Below are 22,510 nucleotides of genomic sequence, written 5' to 3' on the forward strand. Positions count from 1 at the left end.
CATGGATTACTCGCTATTGATCAACGGCACTTTATGTCAAGGTAAAGGCGCTCCTTTGGACGTTCTTGATCCTACCAATCATGAAGTCCTGTGCACGCTTAATGAGGCAACTGCTGAGCAGGTTGAGGAAGCCGTAACAGCCGCCGATGCAGCATTCACCAGCTGGTCGCTGACGACACCAGCATTTCGCGCTACCAAGCTGCTGGCACTGGCTGACTGGATTGATTCTCACCAAGAAATGCTAGCCCGATTGGAGTCAGACAACTGCGGAAAGCCTTATCGGCAGGCTCTTGAAGACGAGATTCCAGGTGCCTCTGATGTCTTTCGTTTCTTCGCCGGCGCGGTAAGGTGCATGAGTGCGTCTGCTGCAGGTGAGTACATGGAGGGGCATACCTCCATGATCCGCAGAGACCCACTGGGAGTAGTGGCATCCATCGCACCCTGGAACTATCCGCTGATGATGGCGTCATGGAAGCTTGCTCCGGCCCTTGCTGCGGGTAATACCGTAGTACTCAAGCCGTCCGAGCACACTCCTTTGACGAGCCTGGCACTCGCCAGTGCCATGGCCGACATCTTTCCACCAGGGGTCGTCAATGTGGTCCATGGACGAGGCAACACGGTCGGCGAACCCCTGACAGGTCATCCTAAGGTACGCATGGTATCTCTGACCGGCTCAGTAGGTACGGGCAGTGCTATCGTTTCGTCTACTGCAGACAGCGTGAAGCGCATGCATATGGAGCTAGGGGGCAAAGCGCCGGTACTGATCTTTGACGACGCTGACCTTGATGATGCAGTGGAAGGCATCCGCAACTTCGCCTTCTATAATGCTGGCCAGGACTGTACCGCTGCCTGCCGCCTATATGTCCAACGAAACGTCTATGAAGACTTTGTGTCCCGCTTGAAAGACGCGGTGGGCCAGATCAAGGTCGGTTCCCAGGATGAAGAAGACGTCGAAATGGGCCCCCTGATCACTGCAGACCACCTGAAGCGCGTACAAGGTTTTGTAGAGCGAGCTGCAGCCGTGCCGCATATTGAAGTGGTCAGCGGCGGGACGGCCCTCGACCGGTCTGGCAATTTCTTCGCCCCAACCATTATCGCGGGTGCACGCCAGGACGACGAAATTGTACAGCGCGAAGTATTCGGCCCAGTGGTCTCCGTGACCCCGTTCGAAGAAGAAGAGCAGGTGCTAGCCTGGGCCAATGATTCCAACTATGGCCTCGCCTCTTCTGTATGGACCCAGGACATTGGGCGCGCCCATCGCCTCTCGAGCCGGCTGCAATACGGCTGCACTTGGGTGAATACGCACTTCATGCTGGTCAGCGAAATGCCGCACGGCGGCCAGAAGCTATCTGGATATGGCAAGGATATGTCGATGTACGGTCTTGAAGACTACACCTGTGTCAGACATGTCATGATCAAGCACTGACGTAGCTATTCGAATCACGTCAGGCGGAGTGATCATCCGCCTGACGTCTTCCCCGCTGTAAAGCACAGCAGCACTAGACGATGCGACAGGGAGCAACACCCTTCGCCCCACTTTTGCTTCGCAAGCCGCACCGTCGCCTGCACCTGGCTGCCCACTCAGCGGACCTCGGGCACGTCCTCCACGTTCCCCCTGAAGGTAGCCGTAACAACCTTGTCAGTCGCACGTCCCATTTATCGCGAAACGGGGCTCTCGACCGTCATTGAAAGCAGCAGAGAAGAGAGCGTCTTACCGTGGCCATCCAGGTTGAGCGAGCCATTTACGCCCCCTTGAAGGACGTCTTCCAGGACAAGATTGATCCCGGCAAGGTTAGGCATGGGATAGCGTTTCACCCCGGTGACACCACGATGAGCGAAGAGCTGATACACCCCCTCCTCGGTCACCTGATCCAGTAGCCAGCGGTAGTGCTCGTCCTTGTAGACGAAAACGGCCAGGTTCAGTCGGTCGCCCTTATCGCCAGCGCGAGCATGGGCAAAGTGATAAAGAGACCGTCGTTCACGAGACATATCCTCAACTCCCATTGCGGATGCTGACGCTGGGTGTGACATCTTGGCGGCGAACCAGGTACGAGGCCGTCTTGAGCCGGCGGTTCAGGTGTCGACGCACACCGCCACCTGCAGCGGGGCCGCAGCAATACAGCGCCAGCAACTCCTGTGTCGCGAGCTCGACCACCGCACGTTGTTTATGCTCGACCGCCAGACGCAGCCGAATATCTTCGGAGGAGCTTCCTGGACTGTCTCGCCACACTGCTGCATCACCGTCGAACACGCTGGAGATACCAATGACATCGAAGCGAGTCCTCATGTCAGCGGGGCAGCGCGTTGCCAACCGCCGCTGCAACGTATCCTGGGCGAGCTTTGCTCGAGCCATTGCGTTAGGCCCGGCATAGGAAATTTCCGCTTCCCCTTGATAACCATCCAGAAAGCTGACGGTCGTCTTGAGCCTGTCCGGCGCTGGATGCCCTCGCACCCCTTTGACCGATACGCGATCACGGCCCACTTGCCGCACCTCAACGCCCGTCAAGTCCACCACCACATCCGGTGTCACATAGCCGGCGGGATCATGAATTTCGTAAAGAAGCTGCTCCTTGACCGTCTGCTCCGTCACCAAGCCTCCGGTACCTGGAGGTTTCGTCACTATCAGACTGCCATCACGTTCTACCTCGACGATGGGATATCCCAGGCAGTGCATGCCTTGAACATCCTTGACCCCGGGATCGGCAAAGTACCCTCCTGTCACCTGTGCACCACACTCAATCAGGTGGCCCGCCAAGGTCCCCGCGGCGATCCGGTCCCAGTCATCACGCGCCCATCCGTGGTGGTAGCGCAGAGGGGCCAGGGCCAAGGCGGGGTCAGCGACACGTCCAGTAACCACCACCTGTGCCTCCTGCGCCAGTGCCTCGACCAGTGCATCCGCCCCCAGATACACATTGGCCGCCACCACGTCGTTGCTGTCTGGCAGCTCGCGGTGCTCGCCCTCCCACGGCTGCCAGTCAAGCGAGTGAATCTGCTGGCGAACGTCATCCCCCTGAATCACCGCGATGCGGGCATCCTTGACGCCAGCCCGTTGTGCCATCGCTGCCACTTGGTCACCTGCGGCTTCCGGGTTTGCCGCACCGAAGTTTCCCAACACGGTAATGGCATTGCGCAAACAATCACCCAGCACCGGGGCAAGAAATGCCTCCAGCAAAGGCTCTACCCCTCTGCTGGGGTCTTGCAGACGCGCCAACTGAGCGGCCGCCAGGGTTCGCTCTCCCAGCGTTTCGAACATCAGGGCACGCGGCGCATCATAGTGCAGCAGAGCTTCTACCAATGGCCCGGCCGCGTCGGTACGGTCGCCCGAGAAACCCGCCCCACAGCCTACGACAACAGTCATGCGAGCCTCCCGGATCTCACCAAGGGCAAACCAAGAAATTCTCTCACCTGACGAGGCTTCATGATGCTGCGGCCGCTGGCTTCAATCCTCTCGCGCGTCAAGCGCACCAACTCCGCATTGTCTTTCACCAGAGTGCCATCGGGGCGCCAGAGGTTGTTCTCGAAACCCACACGGGCATGCCCACCGTGCGCTGCTGCCAACCCCATGCACTCGGCTTCCGTCGGCCCAAAGGCGCAGACGGCCCACCTATCACCCGGTGTCAGGGCTTCCAGAAATTCAGGTAGGCGAGCCGGATCCGCCACCGGCGGTGTCTCATAGCGTCCCAGGACAAACAGCAGAAAGCTCTTGCCGGATGGCAAGACTCCGGCATCGCGAAGCTGGTTGAAGTGGAGCAGATCCTCAACGGAATAGAGGATGTATTGCACACTGCCCCCCTCGGCCTGAAGGTTACGGCAAACGGCGCCACTCGCTGCGACCTCCTGAGGGTCGCCAAACAGCTCGCGCACGGCTACCGAGACGGATTCAGGACGAAGCTCTTCCAGCAGTTTCCTCTGGGCCTGTGGGTCATAACGCCCACCCGCCTCGCTGGTGACTTGCAGCACCATGTCATCGCCGACAGCTGCACGGATCATGCCCAGCGCGTCTCGATAGGCAGCCACATCCAATAGATGACGGCCATCAGGTTCACGCACGTGCAAGTGCACCATGGCCGCCCCCGCATCACGGCAGGCGAGCGCATCGGCGGCTAGCGCCTCTGGCGTCAGCGGGATTTGCGGGTGATCGACCCGGGTACGTCGAGCGCCGTTGGGGGCGACCATCAACAAGCAAGGTGATGTCATGACTTCACCTCCGCGGGCTGATCTGCGGGCTGGTGTGCGGGCGGTTGTGCAGACTGAGGTGCAGCCTCGATGGCTTGCTGCAGCGCCACCAACTGGGCATCACGCTGAGCAGAAAGTTCGCTCAGTGACTGACCGCAAGCCGCCTGTTCGACACCAGCGACGACACGACTCTTGAGCGCCTCATCCACCGTCGGGGAGCCCAGACTGGCCCAGCGATATTGCTGACTCGGACCCAGGTGCTCTAAGTAGTGCTTGATTCCACCCTTTCCACCCCCCAGGTGATATGTCAGAAAAGGGCCCTGTATCGCCCAGCGCATTCCCGGGCCCGCGGTCACCGCCCGGTCGATGTCTTCGACACTGGCGACCCCTTCCTGCAGCAGGTACAGCGCCTCGCGCCACACCGCAGACGTCAGACGGTTAGCGATGTGCCCCACCATTTCCTTCTTCATCACCACGGGCTGCTTGCCGATGCCTCGGTAAAAGGTGGCGAGCCTGTCGACAACCTCTGCATCCGTCCCGTAGAGCTCGACAAGCGGCACCAGATGGGGAGGGTTGAAGGGATGAGCAATCGCGATTCGCGACGGTTCCGGTGCATCCAAGGCAATATCGGAGTGTTGCATCGACGACGTGCTGCTGACGATCAACGCCGACGGAGGGGCCAGCCGTTGAATGTCCGCCAGCAGCCTACGCTTCATCTCTGCCGACTCCGGCGCATTCTCCACCACCAGGTCCGCTTGCTCGACGGCCTCAGCTAAAGCGCCACATACCTTGGGCTCACGTGGAGAGCCCCCCAGTGTTTCCATGTCGGCAGCCACAAGATCTGCAAAAGCGGCTCTTGCAGAAGCGTCCGGGTCATACGCACTGACCTCTAACCCACGCGAAAGGAAATAGGCGGCCCAACAGATGCCAATCGTGCCGCATCCCACTATCGCAATGCGCGTTATCACAGACTCGGAATCGTTCATCATGATGCTCCCTGCAGCTGGTTACGACGTGCCACATTCCAAGCCCAGCCATACAGGGCAAACAGCCCGATGACGCCAACCAAGCCCGGAGCCAGGCCCGGCAAGACCGCTAGAATGCCGACGATGAGGAGAATGGCGGCATCCAGCCAGCGACGCCCTGTCAATCGGGCTCCACCCAAGGCTCCGGCGAAGGCCAGGACAAACGCCAGGGCTCGCAGGGCTGCGGTGGTGATTTCCCACGCACCGCCCATGCCAATCAATGCGGGGTAGGCCAGAATCAGGAAGGGAATAATGTAGGTGGCGGCGCCAAGCCGTACGGCATGACCGGCCACATTCAACCATCCCGCCTGAGCGATGCCTGCCGCGACGAAAACCGCGATACACACCGGCGGGGTAATCACCGAGATCGTCGCAAAATAGAAGACAAAGAGATGGGCGACCAGCGGCTCAACGCCCATACGCGTCAAGGCCGGAGCCAGAACAGCGGCCACCAGGACATACGCCGCGGTGGTGGGAATGCCCATCCCCATGATGAGACAGATAACGGCAACGATCAGCGCCACGAGGAAAAGCTGCTCGCCGGCCACGCTCACCACCAGGGTGGATAGCGTCACTCCGATACCGGTCATGTTGAGCATTGCGACAAGTATCTGAGCCCCTGCCAGCAGGACACCGATGATGACCATGCCCTTGCCAGCGTCTTCAAGCCCGGTCATGAGCATCCGCATCATCTGCGCGGGCGGTGTGCGGTCCAGAATGCCGAAGGTCACATAGCACAGCAGTAGCGACGCTATGCCCAGAAATGCGGAGTACTGGATGGAGTAGCCCGTCAGTACGCCACCAAACAGGCCGCCCAAGGCCGCCAGAATGGGCACAATTCGTCTGAACTGCAGTACATCCGGCCAGCGTGGCAAGTCGGCCTCGGGCACCAGCGGCAGCGCACGCCGCACCGCCACCACGTGAATGGTAAAAAACACTGCCACATAGAAGAGAGCGGCAGGCAGCAGCGCCGCCAGAGCGATAGTGACGTAGCTGACGCCCAGGATCTCGGCCATGATGAATGCGGCGGCTCCCAGAATGGGCGGTGCAATTTGACCACCCGTCGAGGCCACCGACTCGACGCCTCCGGCGAAAGCGGCGGGATACTTCAAGCGCTTCATCATCGGAATCGTGAAGTTGCCTGTGGTCGCGACATTGGCCACCGCACTGCCACTCACCATGGCAAACAGGCTCGACGCGACCGTGGCAATCTTGGCTGCTCCACCTTGGCTTCGGCCTCCAATGCGCATCGACAGATCAATGAAGGTCTGGCCCCCTCCCGTATGCAGCAGCAATGATCCGAACAAGACGAACGCAGCGATCGTGGTCGCCGCCACACCAAGCAGCATGCCCCAGATTCCCAGGTCACCAAGGAAAAGCGTTTCGGTCACAAAAGCGGTGTCGAAACCTCGATGACTCAACGGGCCAGACAGCAGATTGCCGAACAGCGCATAGGCAATGCCAAGCGCTACCAGCATGGGAAAAATCCAGCCGATGGCACGCCGCGCGACTTCCAGGATGGTGAGCACCAGCGTCGCTGCCATGAGCTTGTCCTGAGTGGTCGCCCAGGGCAGCGTCGACAGAATCTCGTCTGCCTTTACCGTGACATAGAGGCAGGACGTGATGGCACCAATGGCAAGCATGACATCAACGATGATCCCAACTGGACGCCATGACTTGCCTGCGCCCAGAGGGAAGCTAAGAAGGCCCAGTCCAATCACCAGCGCAAGAAAAACGCTTCGATGTACCAGGCTATCGAATGGCCCTGTTGCCGAGGTGTAGAAAATGAAGCCACCGAGAACCAGGGCGACCAACATCAAGCTTTTATTACGCATGGGACCGGGCTCCTGAGATTATTCCACCGGCTGCAGGTGGTCAGGAATCTCGTAGCCCTGCTCTTCGAAGTAGCGAGCGGCGCCTGGATGGAAGGGAACCGTGCCGCTTTCCAACGTGAGTTCGGCGATGTCTACATTCGCCAGGTTGGCCAATGCGCTCACCTGCGGATCTGGGTTCTCCATGACCGCCTTGACGATGTCATACGCCATCTGCTCATCCAGGTCCGGCGATGAATGCATGGCGAGGCCGAAGCTCCAGGTGGTGTAGGCAGGCATACCTTCGGCCGCGCCCTCTGGAATATCTACCACGGAGATGTCAGGCATCTGCTCCCGCAGGGTGTTCGCCTGATCCTCGTCCAGTGACAACACCTGAATCGGCGTAAAGGTCGCGACGTCCATGGAGGATCCGTCGAGCTTGTTGCCGACCCCGGACTTGACGTAACCGGCGATGCGATTGTCCTTCACACCGGCCACGACGTCGGTGGTGGAGCCTCGCACGTAGTCGGGTGAGATGCCCAAGGTCTCCATGACGGCCAGCGTTGTCGCCTCGGTAGCCGACCCGGTAATACCTGGGTTAAGACCAACTCCGTTCAGGTCGGTCAACGACGACACCCCGGCATCCTCGCGCATGACCACATTCTGCGGGGCTGCCGAATACACCCACAGCAGACGGTTATCTACCGGCCGATCAGCAAACTCACCTTCGCCCGAGTAGGCGTGATAGCCCACATTGGTGGTGACAAGCCCCATATCGAGCTGGCCGCGAAGAATCCGGCGAAGATTGTCGACGGTGGCTCCCGTTTCGACGACCGATGCGCGAACCCCTTCGACTTTCTGGTTGATGATCTGGCCGACGGCCACGAAATAGCCGTACTGGCTGGAGGAGGTAGAGGTGGAGCCGATAAGCAGCTGATCTTCCGCCTGGGCAGCAGCGGACATCAGGCCGGCACTGAGGATGGCAGCCAGCAGCGGCGTCTTGTATGAGGACATGGCGTAGCTCTCTCTGGTGTTATCTATTATTGGCGTCCAGTAGACGAGTGTCGTGCGACCTCCACACCTTGGAAAGAATGACGGTATTTGTCTAATATATTTAACCGAACGAGACTTTTACTTTTTTTATGCAACCATCTATCCGACAGTTGAAGGCATTTGTGGCCGTCGCAGAACACGGCAGTTTCATAGAGGCCTCCGAACGCCTGCACCTCTCTCAACCGGCCTTGAGCATTGCCATCCGCAAGCTTGAGGAGTCGGTCGGGGGCATGCTCTTCAACCGCTCGCCCAGGGGGATCCAGCTGACCCCGGAAGGTCGCTATTTTCTGCCTATCGCAAGGCGCCTGATCAGTGATTGGGACGAGGCCCTGGGAGATATCGGCGAACTCTTCAACAAGGAACGCGGCAAGGTGACGCTAGCCGCCCTTCCGACCCTCGCGGCCGGCTTCCTCCCTGCCGTCTTGGCGGACTACCGGCGGCAGTACCCCAATATCGCCATCAACGTCCATGATGTCCTGGCCAACCAGGTGGATGAACTCGTCAGAGACCAGCGAGCGGATATCGGCTTTTCGGTGAAGCCCAGCGGGGCAGAGGCCATACATTTCGAATCGCTGGTGGACGACCACTTCGTTGCGGTCTGCCCCCATGGACATCCCCTGCTGAACCAGGACGAGGTGAAGTGGGAGGAGTTGATCGCCTATCCCGTCATCGCCCTTAGCCGGCTTTCGAGCACCCGGCAGGCCATCGACGAGGTGTTGCAACACCTCGATGCGGAGATGGACGTCATGTGCGAAGTCAGTCAGATCGGCACAGCAGGACGCATGGTCGCAGCCGGACAAGGCGTCGCCGCCCTACCCTCCCTCAGCTTTAAACAAATCTCGTCTGAGGGGCTAGAGTGGCGTCCACTGACCCACCCCACCGTTCCACGCACGCTGGGAATCATCACACCAGCGCGCTCGTTACAGTCCGCCGCTGCCACCGCCATGCTGGAAGTCGTGAGAAAGCACGCGCTGACGCTTAATCCGCTGGAAATTCAATAGTCGAGACGAAGGCTTCCCCCATCTCGCCACATCGCTAATAGCCAATAGCCAGAGATAGGGGAACTGCCCCAGGCCAGCTTTCACCCGCAATGCCAGACGGTGTTGATGGCGCACCGCCGTGGCCTATCGAGGAATTCTCATCGACTCTAGGTAGAAGAAACGACGCATGTCGTGGCTTCACCCTAGCGTCGATCCACAGCACCACGCCCAGCATCAGCGCCAGATTGTCCTGTTCTGACGAATAGTGTTTCCCCCCTTTGCCGCTTTATCACGCCGCCTGTGCCTTCCAAAATTCACCGCGTCGATTGCCAGCGCATCGGCGATGCGCCTTTCCTTTCAACGCTCAGACAGACAGGCAGCCATCATGAAACGTCCTTTCTCCCTTGCTCTACTTGGCCTCTCGATCGCCGTTACCAGCATCACCGCCCACGCCGATGGCCAGTCCTCGCTCACGCCAACCAGCGAAGTCGTCCAGCAATCCGATATCGACTGGGGCTATCTCAATCCGCTGCGCGGTGACCAGAGCCCGGCCGCAGGTGACCTGTGGGGCGACCGCACCAAGGATGGCGCTTCCGGCTTCCTGGTGAAGTTCAATGAAGGTTTCTCCTCACCGCCTCACATCCACAACATCACCTATCGTGGTGTGGTCATCCAGGGCGAGGTTCACAACGATGACAAGAACGCCGATGAGCAGTGGCTGCCCGCAGGCTCGTTCTGGATCCAGCCGGCGGGGGAATCTCATATCACTGCAGCCCGTGACGAGGTCAATATGGCCTACATCGAGATCGATGAAGGGCCCTATCTGGTACAGCCAGAATCCGAGGCCTTCCACAACGACGAAGAGCCGCTGAATGTCGCCGAAAACAACCTGGTATGGCTGGATGCCAATGACATTCGCTGGATCAGCCTCCCGGGCAGCGACGACGCCGCACAAGGCCCGAAGACCGCTTTCCTGTGGGGCAACCCGGACGCCGGACAGATGAGTGGCCGTCTGGTGAAACTGCCAGCCGATTTCTCGGTTGAGATCACAAGCCACGCCGACGAATTCCGCGCCGTGGTCATCAAGGGCGACCTGACCCACGAGACCGAAGGCAAGAACGACAGTCAGCACCTGACGACCGGCAGCTACTTCGGTTCACAGGGCGAGATCACCCATGACATCGCCACCGGTGCCGACGGCGAGACACTGCTCTACGTGCGTACCAATGGCGATTTCGACATCGTTGAGCAATGATCTTCGAGAGCTGAACCAGCAACCATAAAGCGCTGCAGAAAACGCGAACGGCCACCCGGCTTCAAGACCGAGGTGACCGTTCGTGTTCAGGGCTATGTCTGTGACACCTTCGTCAAGGCTCACCGATAAGGGTATGAGCTTACCCTTTTTCACCGGGGCGGATGGCAAAAGAAAGCCACGTCATCGAAAACGACGTCTTACGATTGCGCTGCCGACCTGGCCTTAAGTGCATCATCCTGGTGTCTATTTCCTCTTCTTCCGTCCAGCGGGATTATGGCGGGTGCCCCAGAAAGTGGCGGTTCTCGAACAGCCACGCGTGGGTCAGGATGTCACGCAAGTCATAGGTCGGTGCCCAGCCGAGCACTTCCTGGGCCTTGCAGATACTGGCCACCAGCCGGGCTGGATCGCCAGGGCGCCTGGGGCAGATCGATGTCTCGATCTTGCGACCGCTGACCTCCTCTGCGGTCCGAATCAGCTCGAATACGCTGTAGCCAACACCACAGCCAAGATTGAAGGTCTCACTGCTCCCTCCCGCAAGCAGGCGCTCCAGGGCCAGCTCATGGGCACGACAGAGATCTTCTACGTGCACAAAATCGCGTATGCAGGACCCGTCAGCGGTCGGATAGTCGTCGCCGAACACCTGGATCTGCGAGCGTCTCCCGGAGGCTGCCTGGAGTACCAGAGGAATCAGGTGAGTCTCCGGATCGTGCCTCTCCCCCAACACACCCTCGGGATCCGCGCCGGCAGCATTGAAGTAGCGCAGACAGATGGACCGCATGCCATAGGCAAGCCGATAATCCTCGAGCGCCCTTTCGACGAGGTGCTTGGTATTGCCATAGGGGTTGATCGGGTTGCAGTCACGACTCTCGTCGAGATCTCCCTCTCCGGGCACACCATAGACTGCGGCGGTCGAGGAAAAGACGAGGCGCGAAATGTCGTGCCTGACCATGGCATCCAATAGTACTAGGCTCTTCATAACGTTGTTGTGGTAGAAGGCGGCGGGATCGCGCACAGACTCACCAACCTCGATCAACGCTGCGAAGTGCATCACAACATCAAAGGCCTGCGATGCAAGAAGACGGTCGAGGAGCGCACTGTCACCGAGGTCTCCAACCATCAGTTCGGCGTCCATCACGGCATCGCGATGGCCTCTTGAGAGATTGTCGAGCACGGTGACAGCGTACCCCGAACGCCTCAGCCGTTTGACCATGTGCGAGCCGATGTAGCCGGCTCCTCCCACCACCAGCACTCTGGCCTTGCTGCTATGCTCCGTCGTCATGCATCACTCCCCCCGTCTGCGCCGAAGGTTTACTGCCCGCGCCACTCAACCATCCACGGTCGCCTCGCTCGACCAGCGTTCAAGCTTGCGGTACAGGGTGGAAGGACTGACAGCCAAGGCGCGTGCAGCGCCGGGCACGCTACCGTGGTTTAGCGAAATAGCCCGCTCGATCACCAGCCGTTCGATCTGGGCCAGAGTCATGCCATCGAAGGAGGCCTCGACGTCAACGGGCTTCGCGCCTGGGGAAGGAGGTTCGGCAGCCTGCGCGGCGCCATACCCAACCGGACTAGGGGGGGAGGCCTGAGGAGCAGAGCTGACTTCCTGAGGCAACAGTGGTGCCAGCGAGAGGTCCGGCCCAGGACTCATGACCACTGCACGCCGCATCATGTTCTGCAGCTCCCGCACGTTGCCAGGCCAGCCGTAGCGCTGGAGTCGTCGAATGGCGGCAGCCTCCAGAGGATCAAACGTCTTGCCCTCCTCGGCGGCAAAACGATCAAGAAACACCTGTGCCAACAGCACGACGTCATCGCCACGCTCGCGCAGGGGTGGCAGCTCGATCGGCAACACGGATAACCGATAGAACAGATCTTCACGAAAGCGGCCGGCCTGCACCTCAGCGATGGGGTCGCGGTTGGTGGCACAAATGACTCGCACGTTGACTGCCTCGGGACGGCTACTCCCAACCCGCTGGATCATGCCCGTCTGCAGGAAGCGCAATAGCTTGACCTGAAGCTTCAGCTCCATTTCGCAAATTTCGTCGAGAAACAGCGTGCCGCCATCAGCTTCCTTGGCCGCCCCTACGCGGTTGTCCAGGGCTCCGGTAAAGGCTCCCTTCACATGGCCGAAGAGCTCTGACTCAAGCAAGTTTTCAGGAATGGCACCGCAATTGATCGCCACAAAGTGGCCTTTGCTGCGCTGGCTGATGGCATGGATCGCCTCCGCAGTTACTTCCTTGCCGGTGCCACTTTCCCCGGTGACGAATACCGTGGCCTTGGAGTTCGCCACGTTTTCAATGGCGCGATACACCACCTGCATGGCATCGGAGCCGCCGACAAAGCCCTGGAAGCGATCACGCTTCTTGATCCGGCGAGCCACCTGAACTTCACGCTCAAGCATTCGGTGCTGGCCTGCGCGAACCACCGTTGTGGTAAGACGCTCCGGTGCCACCGGTTTCACCAGGAAATCATAGGCGCCTGAGCGCATGGCCTGAATCGCGCGACTGATGGAACCATCAGCAGTGATTACGACAACACTGGAGTCTCGCGCCATCTGCGGCGTCGATTCCAGCAGCTCCAATCCATCCCCATCTGGCAAATTGAGATCTAACAGAATAACGTCGAAAGGCCGCTGCGATCGCGTCAGCTGCTGACGTGCCTCGGCCCCTGAGTCGGCCATTTCCACCGTGCATCCAGCTGCCTCAAGCTGCCCCGCAAACGTCAGCGCCAGCGACACAGTATCCTCGATGATCAGCACATACGTACCTTCACTCATATCGCATCGCTGCCTGTCCCTGGACGAATGATGAAGCGAGCCTGATTCAACACGTTGTCAGCACACCACTCCACGCGACTGTTCTCACTATAGAAAACAATACACTGCTGAACCAGGCCGAAGGCGATGTGCGCGAAGGCGCGGTGGGAGCGATACGCCACGATAAATCCATCCTCGCACTCATGGGTCGTGACCGATGGAGGCGTCGCGCCTGGATAAATGACCTTTACCTCCTCATGGATATGGCTTTGAACGTGATCAAGCAATTCCCGAGCAGAGGCGTAACGATTAAGCAGGTGCGGGAAGCGCACCTCGAAGCGTTGAAACAGATAACGTCCAAACGCCTCACAGATGCCGGCGGCGTCTGCATCAGCGAGGGTGGAGGCCGCGCCAACGAGGGCTCCTGCGTATTCGCTTGGATAGTTGCCCACCGTTGTGAAGGCAGCTTGATTGGGCAAGTCGGCCTGCTCTACGACGCGCTCGGTGAAGTCTGGACCGAAGCTCTCATCCATAAAGTTCATCAGCTCGACAAAGATCATTCCTTTCATGGCAGTCGCTCGCTTAACAGGTAAACCGACCGGGAAAGACTGGAGTACACATCGCGCCTCTGCGGCACTCGACGCCCCGCTTGTCTCCGGTGACGTGATACATGTCATTAACTAAGCAAGAAAGATGCCAGGCCATATTACCCCTCCATGCCGGAATATCGCCTTCAGTTATCGCAAACTGCAACGAAAAGAATGCATTCTGCAACGAGCTCTATTGCAAAATGCAATGGCACAGCGAACAGACCCACTTGGCGCTTCATGTTCCTGTCACTCTGCAGACCATGCCACCGCCCCTCTCCATCCACCGCGCTTTCACTGCGTCGATAACTACACAAGAGGAGAAACTTCTTCACTCTTGGCCCGAATCTTGTATTCAATCTACTACAGTATTCTTCTAATGGAGGGAGAAAGCTCATGGACAATAGCGTCTGCCAAGCTAGAGCGATCCTCGGCACGATCATCCTCGGTCTTGTCCTCACCGGCTGTACCTCGGCGCCGACCCCTGACAACCAAGCAGAGGCTCGCTGGATGCCTCAGCAGGCGGAGCTTGAGGCATCACAGCAACAGTGCGTGCCCGACAGCGCTACCCTGGCAGAGCCGGCAATCAACTACGTTTCGGCCGCTGAACTTCGCCAGGAACGGGACCAGCTTGGTCCCGGGGATAGACTGCGTATTCAGGTGGTGGGCGATGACGGTCACCTGTCACAGGTTTACGTGATTGATGACTACTTCCAGCTTACGCTTCCAGGCCTCGCACCACTGGACACCCAAGGCAAGGCCCTCCGCCAGGTCGAGACGGCACTGGGAGACAGGCTGGTAACGGCGGGACTGGTTCGCCCGCTGCCCAGGGTCGTCGACGTGTCGCTGTTAGAAAGCGCAGGCATCTCGGTACCGGTCAGCGGCGCTGTCTTCCAGGCTGGTACGGTGCGCATTGGCGAGCGCGAGAGGGAAACGCTGGTCGGCCAGCGTGAAGGCCCCGCCAGCGGCGATGCCAACAGAGAGCGAAGCTTAGCAGCTGCCATTCGCGCCGCCGGTGGCGTGCGGCCCGATGCCGACCTGACGCGTATCCAAGTGGTGCGAGGCCAGCGCTGGACCGAACTTGACCTCAGTGGACTGCTCGACGGAACGCGGCTGGGAGACTTTCGGCTCTCTCAGGGCGACAACGTTATCGTGCCAAGTACGAAGTGCTTCGATGAGCGACTGGTGCGCCCGAGCCCCCTTACGCCCCCCGGCATACGTGTCTACCTGTCAAACCTATCTCGACCCGCTGCCAATAATGCCAGTTCCGCTATCGGCAAAGAGGCCAGCAGCCTACCTTACGGGACGCGACTGCTGCAGGGGCTCGCTTCTGCCAACTGTGTGGGAGGCTCAGCGATGAACGCGCATCGTCAGGCCGTGCTGATTTCCGAGAACCCATTGAACGGTCGCAGCGTCGTGATTCAACGCGATATCGAGGCGATGCTGGAAAATGCCCAGCGCGACAGAATCAACCCTTACCTTATGCCCAATGACGCCGTCGCCTGCTACGACAGTCGAGCCATGAACGCTCGCGACGCCATCACCTTGTTCGGCGAAGCACTTGGCTCCGCTGCGACGGCCATCCTCATTGATGATCTAGCACAATGAGCGTAGATACCTCGACACAGCCTCGTCGGCTGCAGCGCTTCTGGTACCTGGTGCGGGATGGTCTGCCCTCCGCTGGCCGATATCGACGCTATACCTGCTCTCTGCTGCCCTGCTTGGTGGTCATCTGGGGTCTGGTAGCGCTTTACCTCATACTCGCGCCCGTCAGCTACAAAAGCTCCATGACGCTGGTTCTGCCTGGCTCCGGTGCGGGCGGTTCCATCAATCTCGAATCCATCGGCCAGGCAACGTCGCAGACCACCTCGGCCTTCTCGAGCCCCTCTCTGAGCCCGACACAGAACTATAAGCGTCTGTTAGGCGCAGACCTGATCCTGCGCCAGGGTGCGGCCGGTCTAGATGATGAGATTCTGCCCGATCCGACCGTGAAGCTGGTCGATCAGACCAACCTGATCATGGTGTCAATGCGCGGGGCCAGTCCAGAGCAGGCACAGGCTCGCCTGGAAGCCCTCAGGCTCGCCTTTCTGTCCGGACTAGAGCGCTTGCGTCAAGACGAGGCCGAAAAGCGAGAGGCCGCCGATCTGGCGCGACTGGATGAGCTGGAGCAGAAACTCAAGCAGGCTCAACGCCGGGTCCTCGAGTTTCAGGGCACGACCGGGCTTGCGACTCTGGACCAGTTCCATCAGCGCCTGAGCGTGGTCGACGATCTGCAGGGCAGTGAGCGCGAGTTTCGCCAAGCAGTAAGGCGCAGTGAGGCCCAGGCCTACAGGCTCGGCGAGATGCTCGATATTACTCTTGACGAAGCCCGCAGCGCCCAGCTGCTGCGCGCTGATCCGCTGTTCCAGTCATTGCTGCAACGCTATGCCAGCGTGCTGGCCGACTGGACCCAAGCTCGCGCCACTCTGGGCGAGCAGCACCTGACGCTGACCGAACTGAGTGCCCAGCGCCAAACCTTGCGCCAGTCGCTGGTGCAGCGTGGAACGGCCCTGACTCCGCTGTCAGCGGAGATCCTGCTCGGCTTCGCCGACCTCTCGGTGAGCGACGGCCGCGAGCGGCTGCTCGACGAGCTAATGCGCACAGCGGGCAACGGTGCAGGCGCCCAGGCAGCTCTTGCAGAGGTCCGGGAGCAGATCTCTCAACAGAGCAACGAAACCGATACTCTGGTCGAACAGGCCGCTGATCTGACGGACCTGCTGCGCGAACTGCGTGTTGCTGAGGCCGTCTTCTCATCCGCATTGGCGCGCCTGGACACCAACAAGGCAGATCCCTTCGCCTCCTATCCCCTGGTGCAGACCTTCGAGTATCCCTCACTGCCGCGGTCCCCCTCCTCGCCATCCACCCTGCTGGCCGTGGCCGGCGCGGTGGTAGCCTCGATCCTTGTCATCATGGGCTTCCTCCTGCTATGGCTTCGCCAACCCCTTATCCAGCTAATGCTGCCGAAAAGCTGATCTCGGTAGCCATCCAGAGCACCTGGTTGCTCTGGGCACTCGGCGGTCTTTACATCGCCGGGCCCGCTCTGGCCTGGATCCTGGGGTTGATGGCCGCTATCACCCTCTATCTCGGGCCCGCCTTACCCCAGCACCAACGTCCCCCGCCGTTGCATCCTGCCATCGTCCTGTGGCTGATTGGCATGCTCGCCATGCTGCTGATCCTGGTCATCGGCCATGTGCTCAACGGGCTGGGGCTTGGCAAGACGATCAAGTCTTCCATCGGCTGGGCCAAGGGCTGGGCATTGATCGCCCTGTTTCCCTTTGCCGGCGCGGTACTCGCCATCCGCCCAGAGATCATCTACCGAGCAGTGTGTCGGCTAGGACTACAGACCCTCATTCTGCTCCCGCTATTTTTCGTGGCGCCATTCATCGGTCTGCCGGGCCTGCTGTACGTGTCGCCGCTGAAGATCGTGGGCGGCTCGGGCCCTGAGTACTTCGCCGTGATCCTCTACACTCTGGAGCCTGGCACCGGTGTGCCGCGCTGGCAGTTCTTCGCCCCCTGGGCCCCGGCTGCAGGCATGGTCGCGGTGGTACACATTCTCTGTGCCATGGAAGACAAGCATCTGGGATGGAAAATGACAGGGGTCGGAGCAGGGTTGATGATGGCGCTGCTCTGTCAGTCTCGGCTGGCATTGGTCGCGCTTGCCATTGTCTGGCCGCTGGCCTTCGGCATCAGCCAGCTGCGCAGGCCTTGGACCTGGTTTACCGCCGCCCCTGCAGTGCTTGGCCTGGGGCTGTTCGCACCGCAGCTGCAAATGTTGCTGGATCAGGCAATTGCCCGTTTCGTGGGTGCGCGGGCCGACTCGAGTCGGGTGCGCGCTGCATTGGGAAGAATCGCGGTTGACCGTTGGCGCAACGAGGCGCCCTGGTTCGGTCACGGCGTAGTGGAAAATGGCCCACATCTCGTCGAGTACATGCCTATTGGCAGCCACCACAGTTGGTTCGGCCTGCTTTTTGTCAAGGGCATCACCGGCCTGTTCGCTCTCCTCCTTCCCTTGCTGGCAAGCCTTTGGATGGCGGCGCGACTCTCGCTGACTCACCCCATTGGTCGTGTCGCCCTATCGATGCTACTACTGTTGACGCTCTACAGCTTCGGCGAAAACCTCGAAATCCTGAGTTACCTCTACTGGCCGGCCTTGCTGCTGGTCGGCACTGCCGCCCGCGCCGCCTCCCGCAAACGCCAACTCGCCGCTACCGCCCAGGCAGATTCAACACCGGTGTCCTGACGTCGTGTCATCGAGCATCACCGCTCAACAGGTGGCGCCATGCCTCTAGACGTGCCTCGGTTAGCCCGACAACCGAGGCGCGAGCCTTCCTGCCCAGCTCCGTCAAGGACCCTTCATCCAATGCAGCCAGGCTATCCCTTAGCCCGTATGGAGAGGAAAAGTCTACCCGCACTCCCGCCTCGCCAAGCTGTTCGGGGAGGCCATCCACATTAGCCACCAGCAGGGCCCGCGCGGCCTGGCGTGCTTCGGTAGCCACCAGCCCGAAGGCCTCCCACCGCGACGGCACTGCGATGACGTCGCACTGGGCGAGGAAGGCCGCACGATCTGATACTGCGCCGACAAAGCAAACGTGGGGCAAATCCGCCGCTGCAGCCCTCAGCGCAGCTTCCTGGGGACCAAAGCCACCCAACCGCAGCGTGTAGCGCTGTGGATCAAGCTCGCGAAAGGCTTCGATCAACCGATCGAAGCCTTTTTGCTCGGCAAAACGCCCGTAAGCTCCTACCACCAGAGGCCGACGACAAGCCCCATCCGACGGTGCGATGGTCGCCAGGTCAGGTACATCGCTCCAGGGGGAGATCACCCTGAGACGATGACGCGAGATGCCCACCGCCTGCTCCAGCCACTCTCGCTGTCCGTGGGAGACCGCTACCACATCGTCGAACAGCCGATAGGCCTGTCGCAACATGGTTCGAAAGCGCCGACGATGTGGCACACAATGTGCCTCCCAGGCCCCTGTATAGCTGTGTTCGACGTGGATCAAACGCGCTTGGGGGTTGCGGGCTCGCAGCACAGCGAGAAACGGCAGAGCGCGCCAGCGCGGCGGAAAGTGGGTCAGAATGACGTCAGCCTCAAGTCGCGGTGCCCAGGGCCGGTCAGGCATGACCTGAACAACTCGCGATGTCTGTAGATCGGTGAGTCCCGGATGATCGTAGATCGCCAGCGCCTGCATGACCCCACCTGGGGCGACATCATCCAGCAGGTGTATCACCCTGAGCGGCTTCATGCGACCGCTCCCGCACCCAGGCGCCGCGCCGCCAGCGCCTTGAAGGCGCGGCGCGGCAGCCAGCGCGCTGCCAAAGACCCAAGAGTGGTTTCCAGCGTCTTGCGCGGCTCCCGCAGCAAAATCGAGGGACTGGCGGCGAAGGCCTGGCCGATCAACGATACGGCGAAGCCGCCATCGCCAAGCTGCACGGCGCGGCGTGCCAGATAACGCAGCTGGTAGGCTCTGGCGCGACGGCCGTAACGTGACAACAGGGCTGGCGCATAGACGCGCGCCTTGTCGATGGCCCGCTCCCAGCTTTCGAACTGGCGCACCATGTTGGCCGACAGACCTCCACCAAGAATGCGGTAGTCGGTCAGACATCCCTCGATACCCTCGAATGTGCACCCTGCGCCAGCGCTCATCCGCAGCCATAGTTCGATATCCTCGGACTGCCGGAAACTCTCGTCGAACCAGCAGGTACGCTCAGGCTCGCGGGGATGCGGGAACGCAACACGCTCCAGCGCTGAGCGCCGAATCACCGCCGCCGAGCCGTTGCCCACAGGATTTCTCATCAACACATGGTGAGGCTTGACCGCGGTCAGGCGCGGCTTTTGCTCAACTCCCAGGAAGCATCCCGCCGCATCGATCAATCGCGAGCCAGCGTAACTGACGTCGACATCGCTACTGGCTCTGAGATGGATAAAGTGCAACGCGAGCTTGGCGGGATGCCAGCGATCGTCTGAGTCCAGCAGGGCGATGAAGTCACCACGGGAGGCAGCGATGCCCGTGTTGCGTGCACCCGCAAGCCCACGGTTCTTCTGGGTGACGATACGGATCCGCTCATCGCTGAAACCGCGGCAGATATCCATGCTGCCATCGCTTCCTCCGTCGTCGACAATGATGAGCTCAAAATCACCAAAAGTTTGTTCCAGTACGGAAGAGATGGCCTCACCGACGAAGGCTTCAACCTGATAGACCGGCATCACTACGGAGAAGATGGGATGGCTCATGGGAAGGCTCCTGAAAAGGGAAAAGCTGGGAGATTCTCCTTCCTTATTCCAAAAACTGTGCCAACTTTACTTTAACATTAAAATCAATATCTTAAGATTGACCAAGACCGCTAATTGCCTGGGTTTTCAGCACAATGCAATGCAAACTGCAATCAGCCGAGTCACGTCTTTGCAAAGTGCAACGGTCGTCCGCGTCCAGACCTGAAGAGGTCACGAGCTAGGCGAACAAACGCATGCGCGCCGCCCTGGGAAGCACTGGGCTGACCAGCGCTCCCATTACGGTCAAAGCGCCCCGCCGTCGATCTTTCAGGAAAGCTCCAGGAGAACTCTTGAGCCCCTCAAGCGCGAAGTGTAAAGCCTGGGCGGAGGAGCCTCCTGCGCGCAGTGCGCGGCGCGCAAGATAGCGGCAGTAGAGCGCCCGAGCCCCCGCTACGTCAAAGCTCTCTGCGTACTCGCGGCTCAATTGCTGCCAGCCGGCATACATGGCAGGAAGATCTGCCGATAGCCCATCTATGGAAAGCCGATACCCCACCAGCACACGCTCCAGTCCCGATGCGCGCGCACCACCGGCCACTGCGCGCGCGATCCATTCCTGATCCTCGGCGTGCTGCATGCCCTCGCGAAAGCCCCCGCACGTATTCCAGAAGGCGCGGGTGACGACCAGATTGGACGTGGTGCAGACCGGGTTTTCTCCCAACGCCTGCTCAAGCGCTAGCGCTCCGGCCGGAATCGTCGAATGGGTCTGGGCGGCGTCCAGGCAGTGGTCATCCGGATGCAGGAAAGCGATTCGGGCATAGCTGATATCAGCTCCGCTATGCGTTTGATGGAAGGCTGCGTGCGCCTCAAGCTTATCGGGCGCCCACAGATCATCCGCATCAAGAAAGGCGATCAACTCGCCACGGGCGTGCGCGGCACCGACATTGCGGGCGCGGGCCACACCGCCGTTGGGCTGATGGATAACCTGTATCCGCGCGTCGCTCCGCTGCCAGCGAGTGAGTCTTTCGAGGGTGTCATCTGTCGAGCCGTCGTTGACTAGCCACACCTCAAAGTCTGTCTCGCTCTGATTCACTACGCTGGCCAAGGTGGCCTCTATTGCCTCCCCACCATTAAAAACAGGAATGATCACGGAAAACCTTGGCGTCTTCATGCGGATACCCTCTGGAAATCAGCCAGGGTCGCGATGCCCTCACGACCCGAAAGGAGATGGATCGATGCGGGTATCAGCGCCAGCGCCAAGCCGGCAACGTAGGCCCACGCCGCAGCCATGAGCCCGAGACCCGCAAACAGCGTCAACCCTCCTAGCGCCGCAGCCGTCGCGATGCTGTTAAGCAGCGCCTCGACAGCGGGACGGTTGTGAGCACGGAGCCAGGCGCTGGCCACAGCGGCGAAGATCATCGGCACCGCCCCCAGCGCCAGCACTGACACCAGGGGGGCTGCTCCTCGCCACTGCTCCCCGAAGACCAGCGGCACATACCAGGGCGCAAGGCCTACCTGCAGCACCAGCACGGGAAGGAAAGCCCCCAGCCCAAGCCAAAGTCCCTGGCGGCATCGGCTGGCGCGGCTCGAGGCTGACGTTGCCGCGCTGATGTAGGGGAACAGCACTTGCCCCAGGGCCGTGATAAAGGATGTGGTAATGCCAAGCCCAGCGTTAAATGCAAAGTAGTAGATACCCAGCGCCTGCACACCGAACAGGGCTCCGACCAGCAGCTTGTCCAGCTGCGTGCGAGCGACATTCACTAGCTCGGAAATGAGCACGCCAGCGGCGAAACCGAGAAATGATCGCCACGGCGTCAACCCCGCCGCCGGCACAGGTCGCCAGGCCTTGGCCCTGCGCACCAGCAGCAGCCACAGTGGAGCAGTGACGAGCTTCGGCAGGACAATGGCCCAGGCGCTGGGCCACAGCAGCACAAAGATTAGCGTCAGCAGCTGATCGGCGATGGCTTGAGTGGCGGTGATCCGCGCGACGATGCCAAAGCAGCCGCCCCGCATCAGCAGGAACACCTGGACCAGTCCGGCTGGCATGAAAAGATAGACCCCAGAGAGCACGGCCAGCATCGCGGCAATCTCTCCCATACCGAAGAGGTGTAGTAGGGCCGCCAATGCCAGCTGAATAAGGCTCACCCCACAACACCAGAACCAGAAAAGGCGATGGGCGGTGTTACAGGTCGCCGCCAGTTGGTCTTCGGACTCAGCGATGATGCGCTGGCCAATACCGGCGTTGGCCAGCACCCGCACCACCTCAAACAGACTAAGCGCCAAGGCCGCAACGCCCATGATGGTTGGCGATACCTGCCGCGCGATGACCACAACGCTAAGGATACGGATAAGCCGCGTTGCCACCTCGGCGCCGCCGAAAGCGGCGAGTCCTCTCAACAGCTGCCCTACATCAGCACGGCGCCAGCGAGATATCAGGTGAGCAAGGTTCATGGTTCTCTCCAGGGAGTCAGGGGCCTAACCTACCTATCAATTTTCGGGCCAACCTTACCTTTTTCTCTTTAATCAATACGTTAATAAAAAACCACAGCAACTTGCCGGATAGCATCTCTGCGAAGATCGCGTATTGCGACGTGACATCGCATTCTTTGTTGCAAATTGCAAAAACC

General features: G+C 60.2%; 19 protein-coding genes. 6 read left to right on the top strand and 13 right to left on the bottom strand.

The window, feature by feature from the left end; genetic code table 11:
• Window position 1 precedes the first annotated feature (1 nt).
• Entirely contained in the window at window positions 2-1,426 is a 1,425-nt protein-coding gene (locus tag JF545_RS14185; RefSeq protein ID WP_206943093.1) for a gamma-aminobutyraldehyde dehydrogenase, read from the top strand.
• A 230-nt stretch (window positions 1,427-1,656) separates the two neighbouring features.
• Here JF545_RS14185 and JF545_RS14190 read toward each other — a convergent pair whose 3' ends face one another.
• Genes JF545_RS14190 through JF545_RS14215 form a run of 6 tightly spaced genes read right to left on the bottom strand, consistent with a single transcriptional unit; the run spans window position 1,657 to window position 8,026 of the window.
• Complete coding sequence (locus tag JF545_RS14190; RefSeq protein ID WP_224851818.1) at window positions 1,657-1,989, bottom strand: AtuA-related protein; 333 nt, start codon at window positions 1,987-1,989, stop codon at window positions 1,657-1,659.
• A gap of 4 nt (window positions 1,990-1,993) precedes the next feature.
• Window positions 1,994-3,358, bottom strand: a complete 1,365-nt coding sequence (locus tag JF545_RS14195; RefSeq protein ID WP_206943097.1) for an acyclic terpene utilization AtuA family protein — start codon at window positions 3,356-3,358, stop codon at window positions 1,994-1,996.
• Window positions 3,355-4,197 carry a 3-keto-5-aminohexanoate cleavage protein gene (locus tag JF545_RS14200; protein WP_206943099.1) on the bottom strand — a complete coding sequence of 281 codons (843 nt, stop codon included), beginning with the start codon at window positions 4,195-4,197 and terminating at the stop codon, window positions 3,355-3,357. Before JF545_RS14200 ends, JF545_RS14195 begins: the two co-directional genes overlap by 4 nt.
• Complete coding sequence (locus JF545_RS14205; protein ID WP_206943101.1) at window positions 4,194-5,165, bottom strand: 3-hydroxyacyl-CoA dehydrogenase NAD-binding domain-containing protein; 972 nt, start codon at window positions 5,163-5,165, stop codon at window positions 4,194-4,196. The genes JF545_RS14200 and JF545_RS14205 overlap by 4 nt, the downstream gene beginning before the upstream one ends.
• Window positions 5,162-7,036, bottom strand: a complete 1,875-nt coding sequence (locus JF545_RS14210) for a TRAP transporter permease (RefSeq protein ID WP_206943103.1) — start codon at window positions 7,034-7,036, stop codon at window positions 5,162-5,164. The genes JF545_RS14205 and JF545_RS14210 overlap by 4 nt, the downstream gene beginning before the upstream one ends.
• 18 nt (window positions 7,037-7,054) lie before the next feature.
• Window positions 7,055-8,026 (bottom strand): TAXI family TRAP transporter solute-binding subunit, encoded by a 972-nt coding sequence (locus tag JF545_RS14215; protein WP_206943105.1) that lies wholly within the window; start codon window positions 8,024-8,026, stop codon window positions 7,055-7,057.
• A 128-nt stretch (window positions 8,027-8,154) separates the two neighbouring features.
• Between JF545_RS14215 and JF545_RS14220 the strand changes: the two genes are divergently transcribed.
• Together JF545_RS14220 and JF545_RS14225 are read left to right on the top strand one after the other, a co-directional pair.
• On the top strand, window positions 8,155-9,066 hold the full coding sequence (locus tag JF545_RS14220; protein ID WP_206943107.1) for a LysR family transcriptional regulator: 912 nt from the start codon (window positions 8,155-8,157) through the stop codon (window positions 9,064-9,066).
• 364 nt (window positions 9,067-9,430) lie between these two features.
• Complete coding sequence (locus tag JF545_RS14225) at window positions 9,431-10,300, top strand: DUF4437 domain-containing protein (RefSeq protein WP_206943109.1); 870 nt, start codon at window positions 9,431-9,433, stop codon at window positions 10,298-10,300.
• 271 nt (window positions 10,301-10,571) lie between these two features.
• Here the strand turns inward: JF545_RS14225 and galE are convergent, their stop codons facing one another.
• Genes galE through JF545_RS14240 form a run of 3 tightly spaced genes read right to left on the bottom strand, consistent with a single transcriptional unit; the run spans window position 10,572 to window position 13,618 of the window.
• The gene (gene galE, locus JF545_RS14230; protein WP_206943111.1) at window positions 10,572-11,579 is read right to left on the bottom strand and encodes a UDP-glucose 4-epimerase GalE; all 1,008 of its coding nucleotides are present in this window, start codon (window positions 11,577-11,579) and stop codon (window positions 10,572-10,574) included.
• A gap of 45 nt (window positions 11,580-11,624) precedes the next feature.
• On the bottom strand, window positions 11,625-13,070 hold the full coding sequence (locus JF545_RS14235; RefSeq protein WP_206943114.1) for a sigma-54-dependent transcriptional regulator: 1,446 nt from the start codon (window positions 13,068-13,070) through the stop codon (window positions 11,625-11,627).
• On the bottom strand, window positions 13,067-13,618 hold the full coding sequence (locus JF545_RS14240) for a heme NO-binding domain-containing protein (RefSeq protein ID WP_206943116.1): 552 nt from the start codon (window positions 13,616-13,618) through the stop codon (window positions 13,067-13,069). The genes JF545_RS14235 and JF545_RS14240 overlap by 4 nt, the downstream gene beginning before the upstream one ends.
• 414 nt (window positions 13,619-14,032) lie before the next feature.
• Here JF545_RS14240 and JF545_RS14245 point away from each other — a divergent pair, with 414 nt between their 5' ends.
• From JF545_RS14245 to JF545_RS14255, 3 genes are read left to right on the top strand one after another with little or no spacing between them, the layout of a single operon-like run.
• A complete protein-coding gene (locus JF545_RS14245) occupies window positions 14,033-15,244 on the top strand; it encodes a polysaccharide biosynthesis/export family protein (protein ID WP_206943118.1) in 1,212 nt (403 codons plus the stop codon).
• Window positions 15,241-16,647 (top strand): hypothetical protein, encoded by a 1,407-nt coding sequence (locus tag JF545_RS14250; protein ID WP_206943120.1) that lies wholly within the window; start codon window positions 15,241-15,243, stop codon window positions 16,645-16,647. Before JF545_RS14245 ends, JF545_RS14250 begins: the two co-directional genes overlap by 4 nt.
• A 26-nt stretch (window positions 16,648-16,673) precedes the next feature.
• Window positions 16,674-17,915 carry an O-antigen ligase domain-containing protein gene (locus JF545_RS14255; protein WP_224908167.1) on the top strand — a complete coding sequence of 414 codons (1,242 nt, stop codon included), beginning with the start codon at window positions 16,674-16,676 and terminating at the stop codon, window positions 17,913-17,915.
• 7 nt (window positions 17,916-17,922) lie between these two features.
• Here the strand turns inward: JF545_RS14255 and JF545_RS14260 are convergent, their stop codons facing one another.
• The 4 genes from JF545_RS14260 to JF545_RS14275 all read right to left on the bottom strand — a co-directional run bounded on the left by JF545_RS14260 (window position 17,923) and on the right by JF545_RS14275 (window position 22,334).
• Entirely contained in the window at window positions 17,923-18,918 is a 996-nt protein-coding gene (locus tag JF545_RS14260; protein WP_206943124.1) for a glycosyltransferase family 4 protein, read from the bottom strand.
• Window positions 18,915-19,907, bottom strand: coding sequence for a glycosyltransferase (locus JF545_RS14265; RefSeq protein WP_206943126.1), 993 nt, complete (start codon window positions 19,905-19,907; stop codon window positions 18,915-18,917). The genes JF545_RS14260 and JF545_RS14265 overlap by 4 nt, the downstream gene beginning before the upstream one ends.
• Window positions 19,908-20,124: 217 nt before the next feature.
• Window positions 20,125-21,033, bottom strand: a complete 909-nt coding sequence (locus JF545_RS14270; RefSeq protein ID WP_206943128.1) for a glycosyltransferase — start codon at window positions 21,031-21,033, stop codon at window positions 20,125-20,127.
• 17 nt (window positions 21,034-21,050) lie between these two features.
• On the bottom strand, window positions 21,051-22,334 hold the full coding sequence (locus JF545_RS14275; RefSeq protein WP_206943130.1) for an oligosaccharide flippase family protein: 1,284 nt from the start codon (window positions 22,332-22,334) through the stop codon (window positions 21,051-21,053).
• Window positions 22,335-22,510 lie beyond the last annotated feature (176 nt).

This window comes from Halomonas litopenaei (assembly GCF_017303055.1).
Taxonomy (GTDB): domain Bacteria; phylum Pseudomonadota; class Gammaproteobacteria; order Pseudomonadales; family Halomonadaceae; genus Halomonas; species Halomonas litopenaei_A.